The 19,178-nt window shown below is 33.3% G+C and carries 13 protein-coding genes; 5 read left to right on the forward strand and 8 right to left on the reverse strand.

Translation table 11 applies throughout. The features are described 5' to 3' along the window. Positions 1-215 precede the first annotated feature (215 nt). From ASE21_RS16805 to ASE21_RS16835, 7 genes are read right to left on the reverse strand one after another with little or no spacing between them, the layout of a single operon-like run. Positions 216-629 carry an RrF2 family transcriptional regulator gene (locus ASE21_RS16805; RefSeq protein WP_053470541.1) on the reverse strand — a complete coding sequence of 138 codons (414 nt, stop codon included), beginning with the start codon at positions 627-629 and terminating at the stop codon, positions 216-218. 12 nt (positions 630-641) lie between these two features. After that, the gene (locus ASE21_RS16810; protein WP_057123889.1) at positions 642-1,421 is read right to left on the reverse strand and encodes a tetratricopeptide repeat protein; all 780 of its coding nucleotides are present in this window, start codon (positions 1,419-1,421) and stop codon (positions 642-644) included. 33 nt (positions 1,422-1,454) lie between these two features. Next, positions 1,455-2,270 carry a TPM domain-containing protein gene (locus ASE21_RS16815; protein WP_057123981.1) on the reverse strand — a complete coding sequence of 272 codons (816 nt, stop codon included), beginning with the start codon at positions 2,268-2,270 and terminating at the stop codon, positions 1,455-1,457. A gap of 3 nt (positions 2,271-2,273) precedes the next feature. Further along, entirely contained in the window at positions 2,274-2,711 is a 438-nt protein-coding gene (locus ASE21_RS16820; RefSeq protein ID WP_057123890.1) for a TPM domain-containing protein, read from the reverse strand. Between the two features lie 51 nt (positions 2,712-2,762). After that, positions 2,763-3,347 (reverse strand): LemA family protein, encoded by a 585-nt coding sequence (locus ASE21_RS16825; protein ID WP_057123891.1) that lies wholly within the window; start codon positions 3,345-3,347, stop codon positions 2,763-2,765. 34 nt (positions 3,348-3,381) lie between these two features. Further along, positions 3,382-3,714: a MerR family transcriptional regulator gene (locus ASE21_RS16830; RefSeq protein WP_057123892.1), complete on the reverse strand. Its 333-nt coding sequence runs from the start codon at positions 3,712-3,714 to the stop codon at positions 3,382-3,384. A 46-nt stretch (positions 3,715-3,760) separates the two neighbouring features. Beyond that, entirely contained in the window at positions 3,761-4,738 is a 978-nt protein-coding gene (locus tag ASE21_RS16835; protein ID WP_057123893.1) for a peptidoglycan DD-metalloendopeptidase family protein, read from the reverse strand. Positions 4,739-5,016: 278 nt separating this feature from the next. Between ASE21_RS16835 and alaS the strand changes: the two genes are divergently transcribed. Both alaS and ASE21_RS16845 read left to right on the forward strand, forming a co-directional pair. After that, positions 5,017-7,653, forward strand: a complete 2,637-nt coding sequence (alaS, locus tag ASE21_RS16840; protein WP_057123894.1) for an alanine--tRNA ligase — start codon at positions 5,017-5,019, stop codon at positions 7,651-7,653. Between the two features lie 26 nt (positions 7,654-7,679). After that, positions 7,680-8,252 carry a hypothetical protein gene (locus tag ASE21_RS16845; protein ID WP_057123895.1) on the forward strand — a complete coding sequence of 191 codons (573 nt, stop codon included), beginning with the start codon at positions 7,680-7,682 and terminating at the stop codon, positions 8,250-8,252. Between the two features lie 259 nt (positions 8,253-8,511). On the opposite strand, the gene ASE21_RS16850 is transcribed toward ASE21_RS16845, so the two are convergent. Continuing rightward, positions 8,512-10,257: an ABC transporter ATP-binding protein gene (locus ASE21_RS16850; RefSeq protein WP_057123896.1), complete on the reverse strand. Its 1,746-nt coding sequence runs from the start codon at positions 10,255-10,257 to the stop codon at positions 8,512-8,514. 233 nt (positions 10,258-10,490) lie between these two features. On the opposite strand from ASE21_RS16850, the gene ASE21_RS16855 reads away from it, so the two are divergent. The 3 genes from ASE21_RS16855 (at position 10,491) to ASE21_RS16865 (ending at position 19,077) form a co-directional block, all read left to right on the forward strand. Then, positions 10,491-11,429: a GSCFA domain-containing protein gene (locus tag ASE21_RS16855; protein ID WP_057123897.1), complete on the forward strand. Its 939-nt coding sequence runs from the start codon at positions 10,491-10,493 to the stop codon at positions 11,427-11,429. Positions 11,430-11,657: 228 nt separating this feature from the next. Beyond that, entirely contained in the window at positions 11,658-16,775 is a 5,118-nt protein-coding gene (locus tag ASE21_RS16860; RefSeq protein WP_057123898.1) for a translocation/assembly module TamB, read from the forward strand. Next, positions 16,759-19,077, forward strand: a complete 2,319-nt coding sequence (locus ASE21_RS16865) for a BamA/TamA family outer membrane protein (protein WP_082603496.1) — start codon at positions 16,759-16,761, stop codon at positions 19,075-19,077. Before ASE21_RS16860 ends, ASE21_RS16865 begins: the two co-directional genes overlap by 17 nt. Positions 19,078-19,178: the final 101 nt, after the last annotated feature.

Below are 19,178 nucleotides of genomic sequence, written 5' to 3' on the forward strand. Positions count from 1 at the left end.
AATAAATTTTTTTTAAATCAACACATACACATTAAAGATGAATTTCTTTTTACAGAGGCAGAAAGCCTTGTTTGTTTATTTTGCAAAAGTTTTGATACACCTGATGAACTAAAATGTACTTTCATGAGTTAAAATTGTGTAAATGGTTTGTTAATTATTTTCTGCAAATATAAATATTAATTCTATCGATTTACTAGGAATTAGAAAATATTTTTTTATTTATTTACTAATGAAGCGATTGTAATACCTTCCATTGCCTTCAAAGTTTTATCTCTAATCAGCATTAAACCGTGACGCAGACTGCATTCAGACTCGGTTTTACAATCAGAGCAAGGCTCGTAAAAATTTAAAGAAGCACATGGCAAAAGCGCAATTGCACCGTCAAATAATCGGTGAATTTCTGCCAAAGTGATATCATTTTTAGATTTTATCAGATAATATCCGCCAAATTTTCCCTGTTTACTGCTCACAAAACGACCACGTTTCAGATCTAATAAAATCTGTTCTAAAAACTTTTTAGGAATGTTAGCGCCATCAGCGATTTCTATCGTTCTAGAAATGTGATTTTCGTCTTGTTCTGCTAAATAAAGTAAGGCCTTTAGGGCGTATTTTGCTTTATGTGATAACATCTATTATAAGTATTATTTTTTACAAACTTCGGTTATTAAATCTTTTGCGGGCAAATAACCTAGGTTAAGGGCTGCTTTAAGATCAGAGCAATAATCTTTTTTTATTTTGAAATTAATATAATATAAAGCTCTATTGTAATATCCCTCTGGATTTTTTGGAGCTAAAGCTACGGCTGTATCAAAATCATTTAGAGCATCTTTAGCATTTATCATAGCTTTAGAAACTGCTCTATTTTGAAAGCATTCTGCAGATTTAGGATTAGCTTTTATTACTTTATCAAAATCGAGTATTGCATCTCTGTGTAAATTTAGTTCTTTTTCTATTAATCCCCTATTTTCATATGCGAGAATATATTCAGGATTGATTTTTATACAATGTGAATAATCATTTAAAGCCCCATTTAAATCACCAATCTTTGATTTTGAATATGCTCTATTGAAATAAGCTTTATATGAATTTTCATCTACAGAAATAGATTGTGAAAAATCATTAATAGCCTCTTTATAATCTTTTAATTTAATATATAAATTTCCTCGGCTAAAATAAGTTTTAAAGTCATTTGGATTTAAAGATAATGATTTATTGTAATCAGAAAGTGCTTCAGAATAATTGCCGATGTCATAGTTATAATATCCTCTGTAGTAATAATTATCGACATCAGGGAATTTTTGTATTAAACTGTCTAGTACTTTTAAATTTTTAGTGTTTTCTATTTTTTCATTGTCAAAAAACTCTTGAGAATAGCAAGAGAAACAACAGCTAAAAATAAATAAAAAGAGATTATTTTTCATAGATAATTTAAAACAAAACTAAAACAAAACTTTCTACCAGCTTCCGCCAGAACCTCCACCGGAGAATCCGCCTCCGCCAAATCCGCCTCCGAAACCTCCGCCTCCGCCAGATGATCCGCCGCCGAAACCTCCAAATCCACCGCCGCTGCTTCTTCCAAGACTGCTTAACAGGATTACATCCATTAGACTTGGGCCGCCACCGCTGCTGCCTGAATTTCCTCCGCCTCTTTTGCCTCGTGAAATTAAAATTAAAACAATTACAACGATTATAATAAAAGGTAATATTGGAAAATCTTTTCCTTTTGACTGTTTTCTTTCGCCTTTATATTTTCCTTTAAAAACATCAAAAAGCGCATCGGCACCTTTATCAAGGCCGCGATAATAGCTTCCTGCCTTAAATTCAGGAATAATAATATTTCGGGTAATTTCTCCGCCAATTCCTGCTGTTAAACGATCTTCTAATCCATAACCGGGAGAAATCCAGATTCTTTTTTCGGCTTTAGCCAATAAAATCAAAACGCCATTATCTTCTTTTGCTTGTCCAATTCCCCATTCATGTGCCCATTTTGGTGTAAGGATTCCAATATCCTCGCCTTTTAAACTTTCAATTGTAATAACAACAATCTGAGTAGAAGTGGAATCAGAATAACGAATTAATTTTTCTTCTAACTGTGTTTTTTCATCTGCACTTAAAACATTTGCATAATCATAAACAGAAGTTTGAAAATCGGGTTTCTTCGGAATATCAAATTGGGCAAAAATAGTATTGCAGGTAAAAAACACGATAAATAAAAGGGTAAACTGAAAAATTCTATTGGAATTTAAAATTTTAATTGTGGAATTTTTCATCATTTATCCTTTTGAGATTTCGTTAGATAATTCGTTTGTGTCATCTTCTAATGAAGGAAAATATTTTTTAAGCTGTTCGCCGGCATTTAGAATGCCATCAACAATACCTTGTTTAAAATTTCCGGATTTAAAATGGTTGGTCATGACATCTTTGGTACAATCCCAAAAATCATCAGAAACCACATCATTAATTCCTTTATCTCCGCAAATCACGAAGTTTTTATCTTCAACAGCAAAATAAAGCAGTACTCCATTCTGCAATTTGGTTTCATTCATTCGTAATTCATGAAAAACTTCTAAAGCTCTGTCAAAATGAGCTTTAGAAGTTGTTTTTTCTATATGAACCCTAATTTCGCCAGAAGTATTTTCTTCAGCCATACGAATAGCTTCAATGATTTCGTGCTCTTCTGTTTTGGTTAAAAAATCTTCTACTTTTGACATTTGATTGATTTTAGAGTTAATATTATTGATTTTTAGATTTCTCTAAACTGTTTAGAATTTTACTTCGACTGGTTTATCAGCACCTGTAGACGCTTCGAAATATGGTTTTTCTTTGTATTCGCTCAGGAACCAGTTGTTTGGAATCTTTAAAACGTATCCGTTATAAGTTTGTACTGCTTCATTAAAACGAGTTCTTGCTGTCAAAATCTGATTTTCTGTACTTGCTAATTCGTCCTGCAATTTTAAGAAATTCTCATTTGCTTTTAAAGTTGGATATTGCTCCACAGAAACCAATAATCTTGATAATGATGAACTTACTCCGCTTTGTGCCTGGTTGAATTGTGCTAATTGCTCAGGAGTTACATTACTTGGATCAATTGTTACTGATGTCGCTTTTGCACGGGCTTCAATAACAGCAGTTAAGGTTGATTTTTCAAAATCAGCAGCACCTTTTACGGTGTTTACTAAATTCCCAATAAGATCATTACGTCTTTGGTAAGCCGTTTGAACATTTCCCCATTCTTTATTTACAGCCTGACTGTGTTGCAAAGCAGTATTTTTAATTCCAATCGACCAAAATGCGATGATAGCAATAAGTACTACAATAATTCCTACCGGGATTAACCACTTTTTCATATTTGTTTTAATTTAAGTTTATTTCTATTTTTAATTACAATTCGTTTTTGATGTCGTTCAATTGCGTTTTTATGGATTCTAATTTACGTATTATTTCGAATTTATCTAACGTTTTTTTCTGGCCTTCTTTTAAATGCGTTTTGGCTCCTTCCAGCGTAAATCCCCTTTCTTTTACTAAATGATAAATCAATTGAAGGTTGGTTACATCTTCCGGAGTAAACATTCTGTTGCCTTTGGCGTTCTTTTTTGGTTTTAGAATATCAAATTCGCTGTCCCAAAAACGTATCAATGATGCATTGACATTAAAGGCTTTGGCAACTTCGCCAATGCTGTAATATCTTTTATCTTTTGAAAGCTCAATATGCATGTTTTTTTATTTCTAATTTATTTCAAAAATAATACTTTTTGCAGTATTAATCTAATGACTGATTTTCCTGGTTCGCCATATGCGAAATCGCTACATATTCTGCCGCCGAAATATTTCCGTAATAGAAATTCAGCGGATTTACAACTTTACCATCTTTATGTACTTCATAATGGCAATGCGGACCTTCAGATCTTCCTGTACTTCCAACATATCCTATCACATCGCCGCGTTTGACATGTTGTCCGGGTCTGCAGTTGTATTTGCTTAAATGCGCGTACAAACTCTCATATCCAAAACCGTGCCTGATCACAACATGGTTTCCAAAGCCAGATGCTGTGTTGTCAGCTCTGGCTACAATGCCGTCACCAGTGGCATAAACCGGTGCGCCGGTGTTGGCAGTAAAATCCATTCCGTTGTGCATTTTTCTCACTTTCGTGAAAGGATCGATCCTGTACCCAAAACCAGAAGCGACACGTTTTAAATTTTCATTCTGCACCGGCTGAATCGCCGGAATAGCTAATAATAAATTTTCCTTCGCGCCGGCCAATTTCACTATTTCGTCTAATGACTTAGACTGAATTGCTAATTCTTTTGAAAGTTTATCTATTCTTTTTGTGGTATTCAAAACCAATTGAGAATTGTTGTAACCTTCTAAAACTTTATATCTTTCAGGATTTCTAAAACCTGCTTTTCTAATAGAATCCGGAATTTCTGCTTTATTAAAATATACTCTGTAAATATTATTGTCCCGTTCTTCCAGAGCATCCGCGGCAGCGTCAATTTCGTCCAGTTTTTTATTCAAAATAGAATACTGCAGTTTTAAGTTTTCAATTTCACGTGCCTGCAAACGATCTTTTGGAGTTTCAAAATAAGGAGTATTAATTAAAAGTACAAAAATTAAAAAACCAAAGAGCGCTGAAGCCACTAAAAATAACAAAGCATAACCAATTTTGATTCTTTTTCTGGTTTTTATTTTTGTATAAGCCAGATTTTCTGAGTCGTAATAATATTTTACTTTCGCCATATTTTAAAATACGCTATTTTTGCAGCTTGTAAAATGAATTAGACGAATAAAACTGCTAAATGTTTCAGTTGCTCGTTACTTTTTACAAGAACATAGGTTAATTAGATAATTGGGGTAATTAGATAATTAGATAATGCGCAAAATAAGGAATTTATTGTTTTAAACGATTAGTTTTTTATTATCGATTTCGAAATTAATACATTATCAAATTCACAAATTATCTAATTGTCTAATTTTCAAATTGACACATTAAAACAGATACATTTTCTAATTTAAATATGAAATCACAAGACGTACGTAAACAATTTTTAGACTTTTTCAAGAGCAACGGACACTTAATTGTTCCATCTGCTCCAATCGTGCTTAAAGACGATCCAACCCTTATGTTCAATAACTCTGGAATGGCCCAGTTTAAAGAATATTTTTTAGGAAACGGAACGCCAAAAAGTCCAAGAATAGCCGATACACAAAAATGTCTTCGTGTTTCAGGAAAACATAATGATCTTGAAGATGTAGGTTTTGATACTTACCATCATACGATGTTCGAAATGCTGGGTAACTGGTCTTTTGGCGATTATTTCAAAAAAGAAGCGATCAACTGGGCATTGCAATTATTGACAGAAGTATATAAAATCCCAAAAGAAAATCTTTATGTTTCTGTTTTTGAAGGAAGTAAAGAAGATAACGTTCCGTTTGATCAGGAAGCCTGGGATATCTGGAAAACGTTAATCGATGAAGACCGAATTATTCTTGGAAACAAAAAAGACAATTTCTGGGAAATGGGAGATCAGGGACCATGCGGACCTTGTTCTGAAATTCACGTTGATTTGCGTCCTGAGTCTGAAAAAGCTTTGGTTACAGGAAAAAGTTTAGTAAATAATGATCACCCGCAAGTAGTTGAAATCTGGAATAATGTATTCATGGAATTCAATCGTAAAGCTGATGGTTCTCTTGAAAAGCTTCCTGCGCAGCACGTGGATACCGGAATGGGATTTGAGCGTTTGTGTATGGCATTGCAGGGAAAAACATCAAATTATGATACCGATGTTTTCACGCCGCTTATCGAAAAAGTTGAGCAAATTACAGGTTTAAAATATACGTCTGATGAAGTTAAAAACATCAGCGAAGAACAAAATAAAATCAATATTGCGATTCGTGTTGTGGTAGATCACGTTCGTGCGGTTGCGTTTGCAATTGCAGACGGACAATTGCCATCTAACACAGGAGCAGGTTATGTAATTCGTAGAATTTTGCGTCGTGCAATTCGTTACGGATTTACATTCTTAAATACAAAAGAACCTTTTATCAATAAACTGGTAGAAGTTCTGGCAAACCAAATGGGAGAATTTTTTCCTGAAATCAAATCGCAGCAGCAGTTGGTAACAAATGTAATTCGTGAAGAAGAAGCTTCTTTTTTAAGAACTTTAGAACAAGGATTACAATTGTTGGAAAATGTGGTAACAGAAACTTCAGGAAAAGAAGTTTCAGGAGCTAAAGTTTTTGAGTTATACGATACTTTCGGTTTCCCAAAAGATTTAACTGCTTTGATTTTAAAAGAAAAAGGATTCTCTTATAATGAAGAAGAATTTGAAGTTGAATTGCAAAAACAAAAAGCACGTTCCCGCGCTGCGTCTGAAGTTTCGACAGAAGACTGGAATGTTTTGATTCCCGGAAATGTAGAAACATTTGTTGGCTATGATAAAACAGAGAACGAAGTAAAAATTACCCGTATCAGAAAAGTAGATTCTAAAAAAGATGGTATTTTGTACCAAATCGTTTTAGATAATACGCCATTTTATCCGGAAGGAGGAGGACAAGTTGGAGATAAAGGAACATTGGTTTCTGCAAATGAAACCATCGAAATTATCGACACTAAAAAAGAAAATAACTTAATTCTGCATTTTGCAAAACAGCTTCCTGAAAATGTAGAAGCAGGTTTTACAGCAAAAGTAAATACAGATTTAAGAACTTCGACTTCTAAAAACCACTCGGCTACGCACTTGATGCATTTGGCTTTGAGAAACATTTTAGGAACGCATGTAGAGCAAAAAGGTTCATTGGTTAATCCAAATTATCTGCGTTTTGACTTTTCTCATTTCAGCAAAGTTTCTGATGAAGAACTTAAGCAGGTTGAAGCTTCTGTAAACGCGCAGATTGAAGCGCAATTACAATTAGTTGAGCACAGAAATATTCCGATTAAAGAGGCATTAGATAAAGGCGCAATGGCTTTATTTGGTGAAAAATACGGAGACAATGTTCGTATGATCGAGTTTGGTGACAGTAAAGAATTATGCGGTGGTATTCACGTGAAAAACACGGCTGAGATCTGGCATTTCAAAATTATTTCTGAAGGTGCAGTTGCAGCCGGAATTCGTCGTATCGAAGCAATTACCGGAGATGCAGTGAAAAACTTCTATCTAAACCAGGAAAATACTTTAGCAGAAATAAAAGAAACACTTAAAAATCCGCAGGATATCTTAAAATCTGTTGCTTCGCTTCAGGATGACAATGCAAAACTGAAAAAACAAATTGAGCAATTGCTTAAAGAAAAAGTAGGCGCATTAAAATCTGAATTAGAAAAAGATTTCACAGAAGTAAACGGTGTGAATTTTCTTGCAAAACAAGTTGATTTAAGCATGGCTTCTACGAAAGATTTGGCTTCTGCTTTAGGAAGTTCAAAACCAGATTCGTTTGTGTTTTTAGCTTCTGTCGAAGATGGTTTGCCAAATATTCACTGTTATATTGCTAAAGAATTAGTTGCAGCTAAAAGCTTGAATGCAAATGCTGTCATCAAAGAATTAGGAAAATACATTGAAGGAAATGGAGGAGGACAGCCTTTCTTTGCTTCCGGAAAAGGTAAAAATACTGGTGGAATTGCTGAGGCTCTTTCTAAAGCAATTGAATTTGTGAAGTAATTTTTTTAGTTATAAATTGAATATTTATGTTTACAAAACTAAAATTAATAATTATAATTTCAATTGTTTTTACATCATTTAGTTATTCTCAAAGGTATAAAATCTATGAAGGATCATTTGAAAATTTAAAAGATATTAAATCATTTAAAGCAGAATTTAATTATGACAATATTCAAGTCCATGGTTTTGAATCAGAAGAAGCTTTTATAAAAGAAAAACAAGAAAAAAGAAAATCTAACCCTGAACAAGCTGAAAAATTCAAAAGGGATTGGTTTTTAAATCGAGATAAATATTACAATCCAGCATTTATAAATTACTTTAATAGTTATTTTAAAAAAGAAGAACGTAAAATTGTTGATGAATCTCAATATTTAATGAAAGTGCACTTAACCTGGATTTATCCGGGTTATGCCTTAGAGCCGGCTAAGTTGTCTGCAGATATTGATTTTATAGATACGTTTAATTCTAAAAAATTACTCGCAGTTCATTTTGATAAAGTTATCGGAATTGAGAAAAAGACAATGGAAACTGTTGAGTATGAAAGAATCATTGGCGCATTTGAAAAACTGGCCAAAAACTTAGCGATACAATTAAAGTAGTAATTTTAAGGTTGAAAAAATAAAAAAACAAACCCGACAAGTTTTAAAAACTTGTCGGGTTTGTTTTTTTTAATAAATATTCTAAAAATTGAATTGCCTCCAGCTTTAGCTGGGGGATTTAAATTGGTTCGGCAAGGCTTTAGCCAAATTTTCGGCTAAAGCCTTTAAAATTATTATAAAAAAACCTCCAGCTAAAGCTGGAGGCAATTCAAAAAATCTTAGTCCCTTAGAACCTTAATATCTTAGCATCTTAAAAAAACTACTTTCTTTCCCCAATCTGCTGGCGCCACATTGCGTAATACAACCCTTTCTCAATAATTAAATCTTCGTGTTTACCTTGCTCGATGATTTTACCTTGTTCCAGAACAAATATTCTGTCAGCGTGCATTACGGTTGACAAACGGTGAGCAATTAAAACTGTAATTCTGTTTTTATCAGAAATATTTCTAATGGTGTCGTTAATTTCTTCTTCGGTAATAGAATCCAAAGCAGAAGTTGCTTCATCAAAAATCAATAAATTCGGATTCCTAAGAATAGCTCTGGCGATAGATAAACGTTGTTTTTCACCACCTGAAACTTTGATTCCGCCTTCGCCAATTGTGGTGTTTAAACCATCTTCTGCACGCTTAAGAAGCTTATCGCAGCTTGCACGTTTTAAAGCATCATATAATTCTTCGTCCGTGGCATTTGGTTTTACGAATAGTAAATTTTCGCGGATTGTTCCGGAGAATAATTGTGCATCCTGAGTTACAAAACCTAACTGTTTTCTTAAATCGAGCAAATCAATTTCTGTTGAATCAATATCGTTATAAAAAACCTGACCTTCAGCCGGAGTATACAAACCAACTAATAATTTTACCAAAGTCGTTTTCCCGGAACCTGACGGGCCGACAAAAGCAACAGTCTGGCCTTGTTTAATTTCGAAATTAATGTTTTCAACAGCTTTAAATTTGGCTGTTTTATGCTGGAAACTTACGTTAGAAAATAATAAAGACTGAATTGCACCAACATGTTTTGGACTCTTTGGACGAAATTCTTTTGGAGCACTTAATAAAGTTTTGAAATTTTCCATTGAAACTTTAGTTTCATTCAATGCAATAATGAAATTTCCAAGCTCCTGAAGCGGACCAAAAATGAAAAATGTGAAGAAAACCATTGTCAGCAAATCGCCCACAATAATTTTTCCTCCAAACAAGAAATAGTACAAAGTAAAGACAACACAGGTTCTTAAAAAGTGAACCGTTGTTCCCTGAATAAAACTCAGACTTCGAATAAATCTGATTTTTTCTAATTCTAACTGCAGGATTTTAAAAGTATTTAAATTCAAACGTTTCTCTTCCTGATACGTTAAACCAAGACTTTTTACAAGTTCGATGTTTCGTAAACTTTCGGTTGTAGAACCCGCCAGAGCATTAGTCTGATTAACGATTTTCTTAGAAACAATTTTAATTTTTTTACCTAAATAAGAACTTACCAAAGCAATAATTGGTGCCGTAATTAAAAAGATAATCGAAATTCGGTAATCAATTCGTGCAACGTAAAGAATTACAAAAATGAATCCGATAATGGTTTGAAAAATAAGTGAAATAGAAAGTGTGATCAATTTTTCAGAATCTGAACGCACTTTGGTCAATTTGCTTAAAGTTTCACCGCTTCGCTGATCTTCAAATTCGGCATAAGGTAAATCAAGCGATTTTTTAATTCCGTCAGTATACATTTGAGCACCGGTTCTCTGAATTACAACATTGGTAAAATAATCCTGAAAGTTTTTTGTAATTCTGGAAATCATGGCAGCACCTAGTGAAAGCCCAAGCCAGAAAGAAAGAGATTTGATAAACCCAGCTGCATTTCCATCATATTTATGCAGTCCGACACCGCAGTCCTGCATTAATTTACCGGTAATAATAGAATCTGACAAACTGAAACAAATGTTGATTGAAGCCATAATCAGCGCAAAAAGTAAAAGCATTTTGTGTCTGATTATATAAGTATATAGTAATTTCATAGATAATTTAAAAAAATGGAAGATGCAAAAGTAAGCAAATGTTTTAGTTTCTGAACTTGATTATTGTTATTTAATATCTAAATTATTTTGTTAATGGATTTACCTTTTTGAGGGTTAATTTATCTCATAAAGATAAAGAGTTTAAGAGTTAATTGTTACTTTTATCCTATAAAGACTTAGAAAATTCACTTCAATAATTTTTCTGTCTTTTCAGAAATTTATTTTGTAATATTATGCAATTCAGAACCCAGATTCCAATTTCAAAAAGCAACAATCCAATCGATTATAATTCGAAGATACTTTCTGTGGGTTCTTGTTTTGCAGAAAATATGGCGGAGAAATTTGATTATTTCAAGTTTCAAAATGAAACAAATCCGTTTGGAATTATCTTCAATCCCGTTTCAATTGAGAAATTGTTCAGCAGAATCTGCAAGAAAGAATTGTTTATGGAAAAAGACGTTTTTTTTCACAACGAACGCTGGCATAGTTTTGAAGTACATTCAGACTTAAGTAATGCCGATAGACAGGAATTATTAGAATCGCTCAATAAAGCCGTTACAGAAACAAACAAAAAAATAAAAGAAGCTACACACATCATTATTACATTTGGAACTTCATGGATTTACAGAAATCTTGAAAGCCGCGAAATCGCAGCAAATTGCCATAAAGTTCCTCAAAAACAGTTTTCCAAAGAATTATTATCTGTTGAGGTAATTCAAAAAAGTATTCAAAATACAATTGATTTGATTCAGACTTTAAATCCTGATATCAACTTCATTTTTACCATTTCGCCTGTACGCCACATCAAAGATGGATTTACAGAAAATCAAGTAAGCAAATCGCATTTATTTACAGCACTTCACCAGGTTTTAAAAACTCATAACTACTTTCCGTCTTACGAAATCATGATGGACGAACTTCGCGATTATCGTTTTTATAACGAAGATATGCTCCATCCAAACCAAATTGCGATCGATTATATCTGGAAACTTTTCAGCGAAAATTATATCTCGCAAGAAAGTATTTCTACAATGCATGAAGTAGATGAAATTCAAAAAAGCCTGCGTCATCGCAGCTTCAATCCGGAATCTGAACAGCATCAAAAATTCCTTGCTAAACTTCAGCAGAAAATAACTGTTTTAGGAGAAAATTTGCCACATATTAAATTTTAGTGAATAATCTTTTTTTTGCAATTAAACATTAGAATAAAATCACAAAAAACTTTGTGCTTTACGTTTTTGCGGTCAATCTCAAAAGTAAGAAATTAACTATTTAACAGTAAAATTTTAGAATAATTAGTAATAATTATGTAAATTGTTAAAGGCTTAAATTTTACATTTTTGTAAGATGTGTAACCATGCTTTTTTCAGAAGCAATTAAATCCTGTATTTTATTGACCTATGAATAAAAAATCCATTCATTACGTAAAAAAAACACTTCGTGTACTATTATGGTGCGTGGGTTCTATAGTTGCACTTTTACTACTTCTTATTATTTTAATTCAGGTTCCGTCAGTCCAGAATTTCGCCAAAGACAAAGCGATTTCTTATCTCCATAAGAAAATTAAAACCAAGGTTTCTTTAGACAGAATTGCTATTAAATTTCCTAAAGATGTAGTTCTGGAAGGTTTTTATTTTGAAGATCAAAAGAAAGATACCCTTTTGGCAGGTAAACGTTTAGAAGTTGATGTTGATCTTTTTAAACTCGTAAGGAGTGAACTTGAAATTAATTCTGTTTCGCTTGAAAACGTAAAAGCGAATATTTCCAGAAATAAAGATGGCGTTTTTAATTTTGATTATATTATAAAAGCATTTGAATCTAAAGAACCAAAGGTTAAAGATCCAGATGCAAAACCATTCAAAATATCAGTTGTAAAAGTCAATCTCGATAAAGTTAAATTTAATTTTAAAGATGATTATTCAAAAAATGATATTGCGGTAAAACTAAATCATTTCGATACAAAATTCAATAAATTCGATTTGGACAAAATGAATTTTGACATTCCAAATATCGATCTTGATGGCTTAAAATTAGTTTTGAATCAGGATGTTGTCGAAAAAATTGCCGTTGTTTCAGTGCAGACTGTCGATACCATTTCAAAACGAAAAGACTTCAAATTAAAACTGGGAAAAATCAGTTTGTCAAAAATTGATGTTGCATATGATAACAAAGATTCAAAATTAGATTCGGGAATAAAATTAGGAAACTTAAATTTAGCAGTAAATGAAATCGATCTTACAAAACAGCTTTTGGATTTTGATACTTTTGAAGTTAAAAATCTTAAAGGAAATTTACGTCTGGGTGCAAAAGATAAACAAATAAACGCACCAAATTTAGACACAACAGCCATAAAACAAGCAGGCTGGAAAGTCAGGTTAAACACAGTCAATATCCAAAATATTGCTTTTAAATTTGATGACATGCAATCGAAACCAACCTCGAAAGGGATAGATTACAGCCATTTAGATTTGAGCAAATTTAATCTTGAAGCCGGGAAATTGTATTATGGCAATGATACTATTTCTGGAAATGTAAAAGCACTTGCCGCAGTAGAAAAAAGAGGTTTAAACATTCAGTCTTTAAAAACAAATTTTTTCTACGGGCCTAAAAATGCATCTTTAAACGATTTGTATTTAAAGACACCACAAACACTTGTAAAAGACAAAATAAAAATTGAATACAAATCACTCGCAGCCCTTAAAAAAGATATTGCAAATCTTGCTGTCGATGCCAATTTAAAAGATTCGAAAATTGGATTTAAAGACATTTTGTTATTTGCTCCGGATTTACAGAAAACAAATCCTTTTAAAAGCAATCCAAACGCCATTGTTTACATAAACGGCCGTGTGAGCGGAAAAGTAAAAGATTTGAATATTCCGAAATTTGAGATGAGCGGCATTGGAACCACAAAAGTTTCCCTTTCGGGAAAAATAATTGGATTACCGGATGCACAAAAAGCGTATTATGATCTGGATATTAAAAAGATAGCAAGTACGTCAAAAGACATAAATATGTTTGTGCCGGCCGGAACTATTCCGAAAAATATTCAGCTTCCGTCACAAATAAACCTGCAGGGAAAATTTAAAGGTTCTGTTCAGAATTTCAAAACCAATCTCGCTTTAAACAGCAGTTTTGGAAATGCAAAAGTGAATGCTTTATTTGACCAGCGTGTTAAGAAAAAAGAGAAATACGACGCGACGGTATACTTACTCGATTTTGATTTAGGAAAATTAATCAAAAACGATTCGATTGGAAAAATTACGCTCAAAGCGAAAGTAAAAGGAAAAGGCCTTGATCCAAAAACGGCGCAGGCAGAATTAGACGGAATCGTGCAGAAAGCTGTTTTTAATCGATATACTTACAGGGATTTAGCTTTAAAAGGAAATATCGAAAACGGATCATTTGCAGTAAAATCAGGAATGAAAGATCCTAATTTGAATTTTAATTTAACAGCAAGCGGAAATACGCAGGAAAAATATCCGGCGGTAAAATTAAAACTGAATCTTGATATTGCAGACCTGGAGAAACTGAATCTTCATGCAGGACCTATGAAACTTCGAGGTAACGTTGATGCAGATATTGCCAATAGTAATCCTGATTTTCTTAACGGGAAAGTATTTCTTTCAAACATTCAAATTCTGCAGGATAAGGAACCAATTGTTTTAGATTCTGTCCGTGTCATTGCTTTTTCAGACAATACACGAAATAATATTAAAATCTCTTCTCAGTTTTTAAAAGCCGAAGTAGACGGAAAATACAAATTGACGACATTGACAGCGGCGATCAAAAAATCATTGTCAAAATACATCGATTTGAAGAATCCAAAAGCAAACGGAGAATCTGATGAGCAAAGATTAGCTTTTACATTAACGGTTGATAATGATCCGATTCTTTTTAAACTAATTCCGAAATTAACGGGTCTGGAACCAATTAAAATTACCGGAAAATATAATAACGTTACCGATTCTTTAGAAGTCAGAGGAACAATTCCGAGGATTGTTTACGCAGAAAATACAATTGCCGATGGAAAAATTAATATTGAAGCAAAAGAAAGTGCTTTAGAATATTCTATTTCTGTCGCTACAATCGAAAGCGGTTCATTAAAAGTTCCGTTTACCAGTTTATCCGGAAAAGTAGAAAATAATGTTTTGGATTATGCACTTGAAGTTCAGGATGCAAAAGACAAACAACAATACTTTATTGCAGGAGAATTTAAAGCGGAAGATTCTAAAAACATCTTTAAAATAGATGCCGAAAACTTCATTTTAAATTATGATAAATGGAATATTGATCCTGAAAATGCAGTTGAATTTGGAGACAAACGATTGTATGTCAATAAATTTTTCCTGAACAATAACGGAAATGAATTGAAAGTGCAGTCGCAGGGAACAGAGAATAACGCACCGCTGCAAGTCGATTTTGTCAATTTCAAAATCGAGACCATTATGAATATGGTTAAAAAAGATAAATTATTGATGCAGGGTTTAATTAACGGAAATGCCGTTGTTGAAAACGTTATGACAAGCCCAACTTTTACTTCTGATTTAAAAATTGACGATTTTGCTTTTAGAGGAGAAGCGGTTGGCGATGTTGAAATAAAAGTAGACAATAAAACCAATAATTTATTAAATGCCAATGTAGCCTTAACCGGCGAAGGAAATGAAGTGAATTTGACCGGAAATTATAGATTAAACGACGGAAATATTGATTTCAATTTAGATTTGAATAAATTGTACATCAAGAGTATTCAGGGTTTTACGATGGGCAATGTCACAGATGGAACAGGATATTTATCAGGGAATTTTAAAATTGCCGGGAATGCATCTGGTCCAAAAGTTTCGGGAGAATTAAATTTTAATGATACAGGTTTTAGAATCACCCAATTGAATTCTTTATTTAAAACAGATCAGGAAAAAGTCACTTTTAATAATGATATAATCACTTTTGATAAGTTTACGCTCAATGACGAAAATGGAAATGAATTATCTGTAGACGGAACGATTCAGTCGCCTGATTTTAAGAGTTATAATTTTGATTTAGTTGTTGCGGCAGACGATTTTAGAGCTATACATTCTAAAGAAGCCGATAACGATTTGTTTTATGGCGACATGTTTTTAGATACAAAATTGAATGTTAAAGGAAATCTTGACAGCCCTGTAGTCGACGGAACAATCAAAATTAATAAAGAAACAAAGTTTACAGTTGTGCTGCCTCAGTCAGATCCATCGATTGCAGACCGTGAAGGGATTGTAGAATTTATCGATGAAGATAATATGTATTTGAGGCAAACTATTGATATGCAGAATCAGTTAAATCAGTCTGACGTAAAAGGAATGGATCTAAACGTGGCCATTTCGATTGATAAAGAAGCTGAATTGACTTTGCTTATTGATAAAGGAAATGGTGATTATTTAAAATTAAAAGGTGAAGCAGAATTAGTTGGCGGTATCGATAAATCAGGAAAAACTACTTTGACCGGAAAATATGAGTTTACAGATGGAGCTTATGAAATGAATTTTAACGGAATTCGCAGAAAATTTGATATTCAAAAAGGAAGTTACATAACCTGGAACGGCGAGCCTACAATGGCAAATTTAAATATTACCGCAATTTATAAAATAAATGCTGCGCCAATTGATTTGCTCGGAAATCAGCTTGGAAACGACGATGCGGCCATAAGAAACAGATACAAACAAAAACTTCCGTTTCAGACTTTATTGAAAATGAACGGAGAATTACTAAAACCGGAAATCTCTTTTGGAATTGTGCTCCCTGAAGGAAATTACGATGTTTCTTCTGATGTAGTCGAACTTACACAGTCTAAACTGAAACAATTAGAACAAGATCCGGCAGAATTAAATAAACAGGTTTTTGCACTTTTATTATTAGGCCGATTTGTTGGAGAAAATCCGTTTGCGAGTGAAAGCGGCGGTACAAATGCAGAATCTTTGGCAAGACAGAGTGTTAGTAAAATCCTTTCACAGCAATTAAACAACCTCGCAGGAGAATTAATTACGGGATTTGAAGTCAATTTTGATTTGGAATCTACAGAAGATTACACTACAGGAACAATGGAAAACAGAACCGATTTGAATGTTGCAGTTTCTAAAAAACTGCTCGACGACAGATTGAAAGTAACCGTAGGAAGTAGTTTTGGTGTTGAAGGACAGGAACGAGCGAATGAAGAAAGTACCAATATTGCAGGAGATGTAGCACTTGATTATCAGCTTACAAAAGACGGTCGTTACATGGTTCGCGCTTACAGGAAAAATCAATATCAGGTTGCGGTAGAAGGTCAGGTTGTAGAAACAGGTGTCGCTTTTATCGTCACAATGAGTTATAATAAATTCAGAGAACTTTTTCATCGTTCAGAGCAGGAAAAACAAATGATTAAGGAAGAAAAACTCCGCAAGGAAAGAATAAAACAAAAAGAGAAAGAAGAAAAAGAAAGAGAAGAAAAAGAGCAGAACCAGAATCAGGAAGAAAACAAAATTGAAGGCAATGAGCAAAAAACATAATTTTATAAAAACTTACTATGTAACGTATTTTGTACTGTTCTGCCTGTTTTTTGTTATGGGCTGCAGCAATACTAAATACCTGCCGGAAGGCGATTTGCTTTATACAGGAGCATCTGTGAAGGTAAAAGACTCTTTGATAAAAAGAAAAGAAAGAAAAGCACTCGAAAAAGAATTAGAAGGGTTACTTCGCCCAAAACCAAACAAACAAATTTTAGGATTACGCCCTAAATTGTGGATATATAATATTGCCGGCGAACCTAAAAAGCAAAAAGGAACGAGATACTGGCTTCGAAATAAAGTAGGGGAGGCGCCGGTACTTTTTAGTAAAGTCGATTTAGATTATAATGCTTCTGTTTTAAGAAATTTTACAGAAAACAGAGGTTATTTTAAAACCCGCGTTAGTGCCGATTCTACAGTTAGAAACAAAAGAGTAACGGCAGAATATACCGTAATTCCTAAAAAACAATATATTATTAAAAGTGTCACTTTTCCTGATGATTCATTGGCAATGTCAAGAATTATTGGGAGATCAAGCCGAAGAAGTTTATTAAAAGTTGGAAAACCATATGATTTAGATGTCATAAAAGCCGAAAGAGAACGAATTGATGCAAGACTTAAAGAAAAAGGTTATTTCTATTTTAATCCGGATTATCTTCTGGCGCAGGTAGACAGCAGTAAAGGCGATCATGAAGTAAAAGTCAGAATTGTAATAAAACCGGATACGCCGCCAAAAGCACTGACAGCTTACAAAATCAATAATATTTTTGTTTACCCAAATTATTCTCTTTCAAACGACAGCGCAGTTTATAGAAAAAGGGATATTACAAAATATAAAGATTTTACAATTATTGATACAACCGAAACCTTTAAACCAAGAGTTTACGACCGAACAATATATTTTAAGAAAGGCGATTTATACAATAGAAAAGATCACAATCTTACCTTAAATCGTTTTGTGAATCTTGGTACTTTTAGTTTTGTTAAAAATGAATTTAAACCTTCTGACAGTATAAAAAACACATTAGATTCATATTATTATTTAACGTTACTTCCGAAAAAGTTTATTAGAGTTGAGGTTTTAGGGAAAACAAATTCAGCCAGTTATACGGGAACGGAAGTAAACCTAAACTGGAATAACCGAAACTTTTTTAAAGGTGCTGAACTCTTTACGGTATCCGTTTTCGGCGGTGCCGATTTCCAGCTTGGAGGAGTAAACAAAGGAAAAAATATTTATAAACTGGGTGCAGAAACAAGTTTAACCTGGCCAAGGTTTATAACACCATTTCATATTCAGGGTAACAGCGAATTTGTACCAAGAACTAAAGCAACACTTCGATATGAATACCAAAAAAGAACACAGTTGTATGCGCTTAATTCCTTTAATGCATCTTTTGGATATTTATGGAAAGAAAATATCCGCAAAGAACATCAGTTAAATGTTTTAGATGTGACTTATGTAAGTCCAAATCATGTCACTGATGAATATTTAGAGGATATCCAGCAGGATCCTGCATTAGGGAAAGTTATCGAAAAGCAGTTAATTTTTGGACCGACTTATAATTACACTTATACAAATACAATGCAGAAGCGCCGCAAAAACACGATCTACTTTAATGGAGAATTAGATTTAGCCGGAAATATTACAGGGTTAGTTACAGGTGCTAATTATAAAAAAGATAATGTAAAAACGATATTTGATGTTCCGTTTAGCCAATATGTAAAAATCAAATCAGATTTCAGGCATTATTTAAAACTAAGTAAAGAAAGTGAGTTAGCGAGCCGGTTAATCGTAGGTGCAGGGTTTGCTTATGGAAACTCAAATACGCTGCCAACATCAAAGCAGTTTGTAGTAGGAGGAACCAATAGTATTCGTGCTTTTAGAGCGAGGACTTTAGGACCGGGAAGTTATGTTATTCCGCCCACGACCAATAATAATTATACACCAGATCAATCTGCTGATTTAAAACTGGAGTTCAATACAGAATATCGTGCAAAATTATTTAGTGTTGTAAGAGGTGCTTTATTTATTGATGCAGGAAATATTTGGCTTTTAAATGCAGACCCAAACAAACCCGGAGCCGAAATTTCAAAAGATTTTATGAAAGAGCTTGCCATTGGCGCAGGTGCAGGTTTACGTTTTGATTTATCGTTTCTGGTTTTAAGAACAGATTTAGCTTTTCCTCTTAGAAATCCTGCATTGCCTGACGGGCAGCGATGGGTTATTGATGACATTAATTTTGGAAGCGGGCCCTGGCGAAAAGACAACCTGATTTTGAATATCGCGATTGGATATCCTTTTTAGAAAAAGTTTGCCACGAATTTCACCAATTTTTTTGAGATATTAATTTATGAATTGACCCATAAATACAACACATAGAGTTAGTGAAATTATTGAAATTCGTG

This window comes from Flavobacterium sp. Root901, assembly GCF_001429765.1.
Taxonomy (GTDB): Bacteria; Bacteroidota; Bacteroidia; order Flavobacteriales; family Flavobacteriaceae; genus Flavobacterium.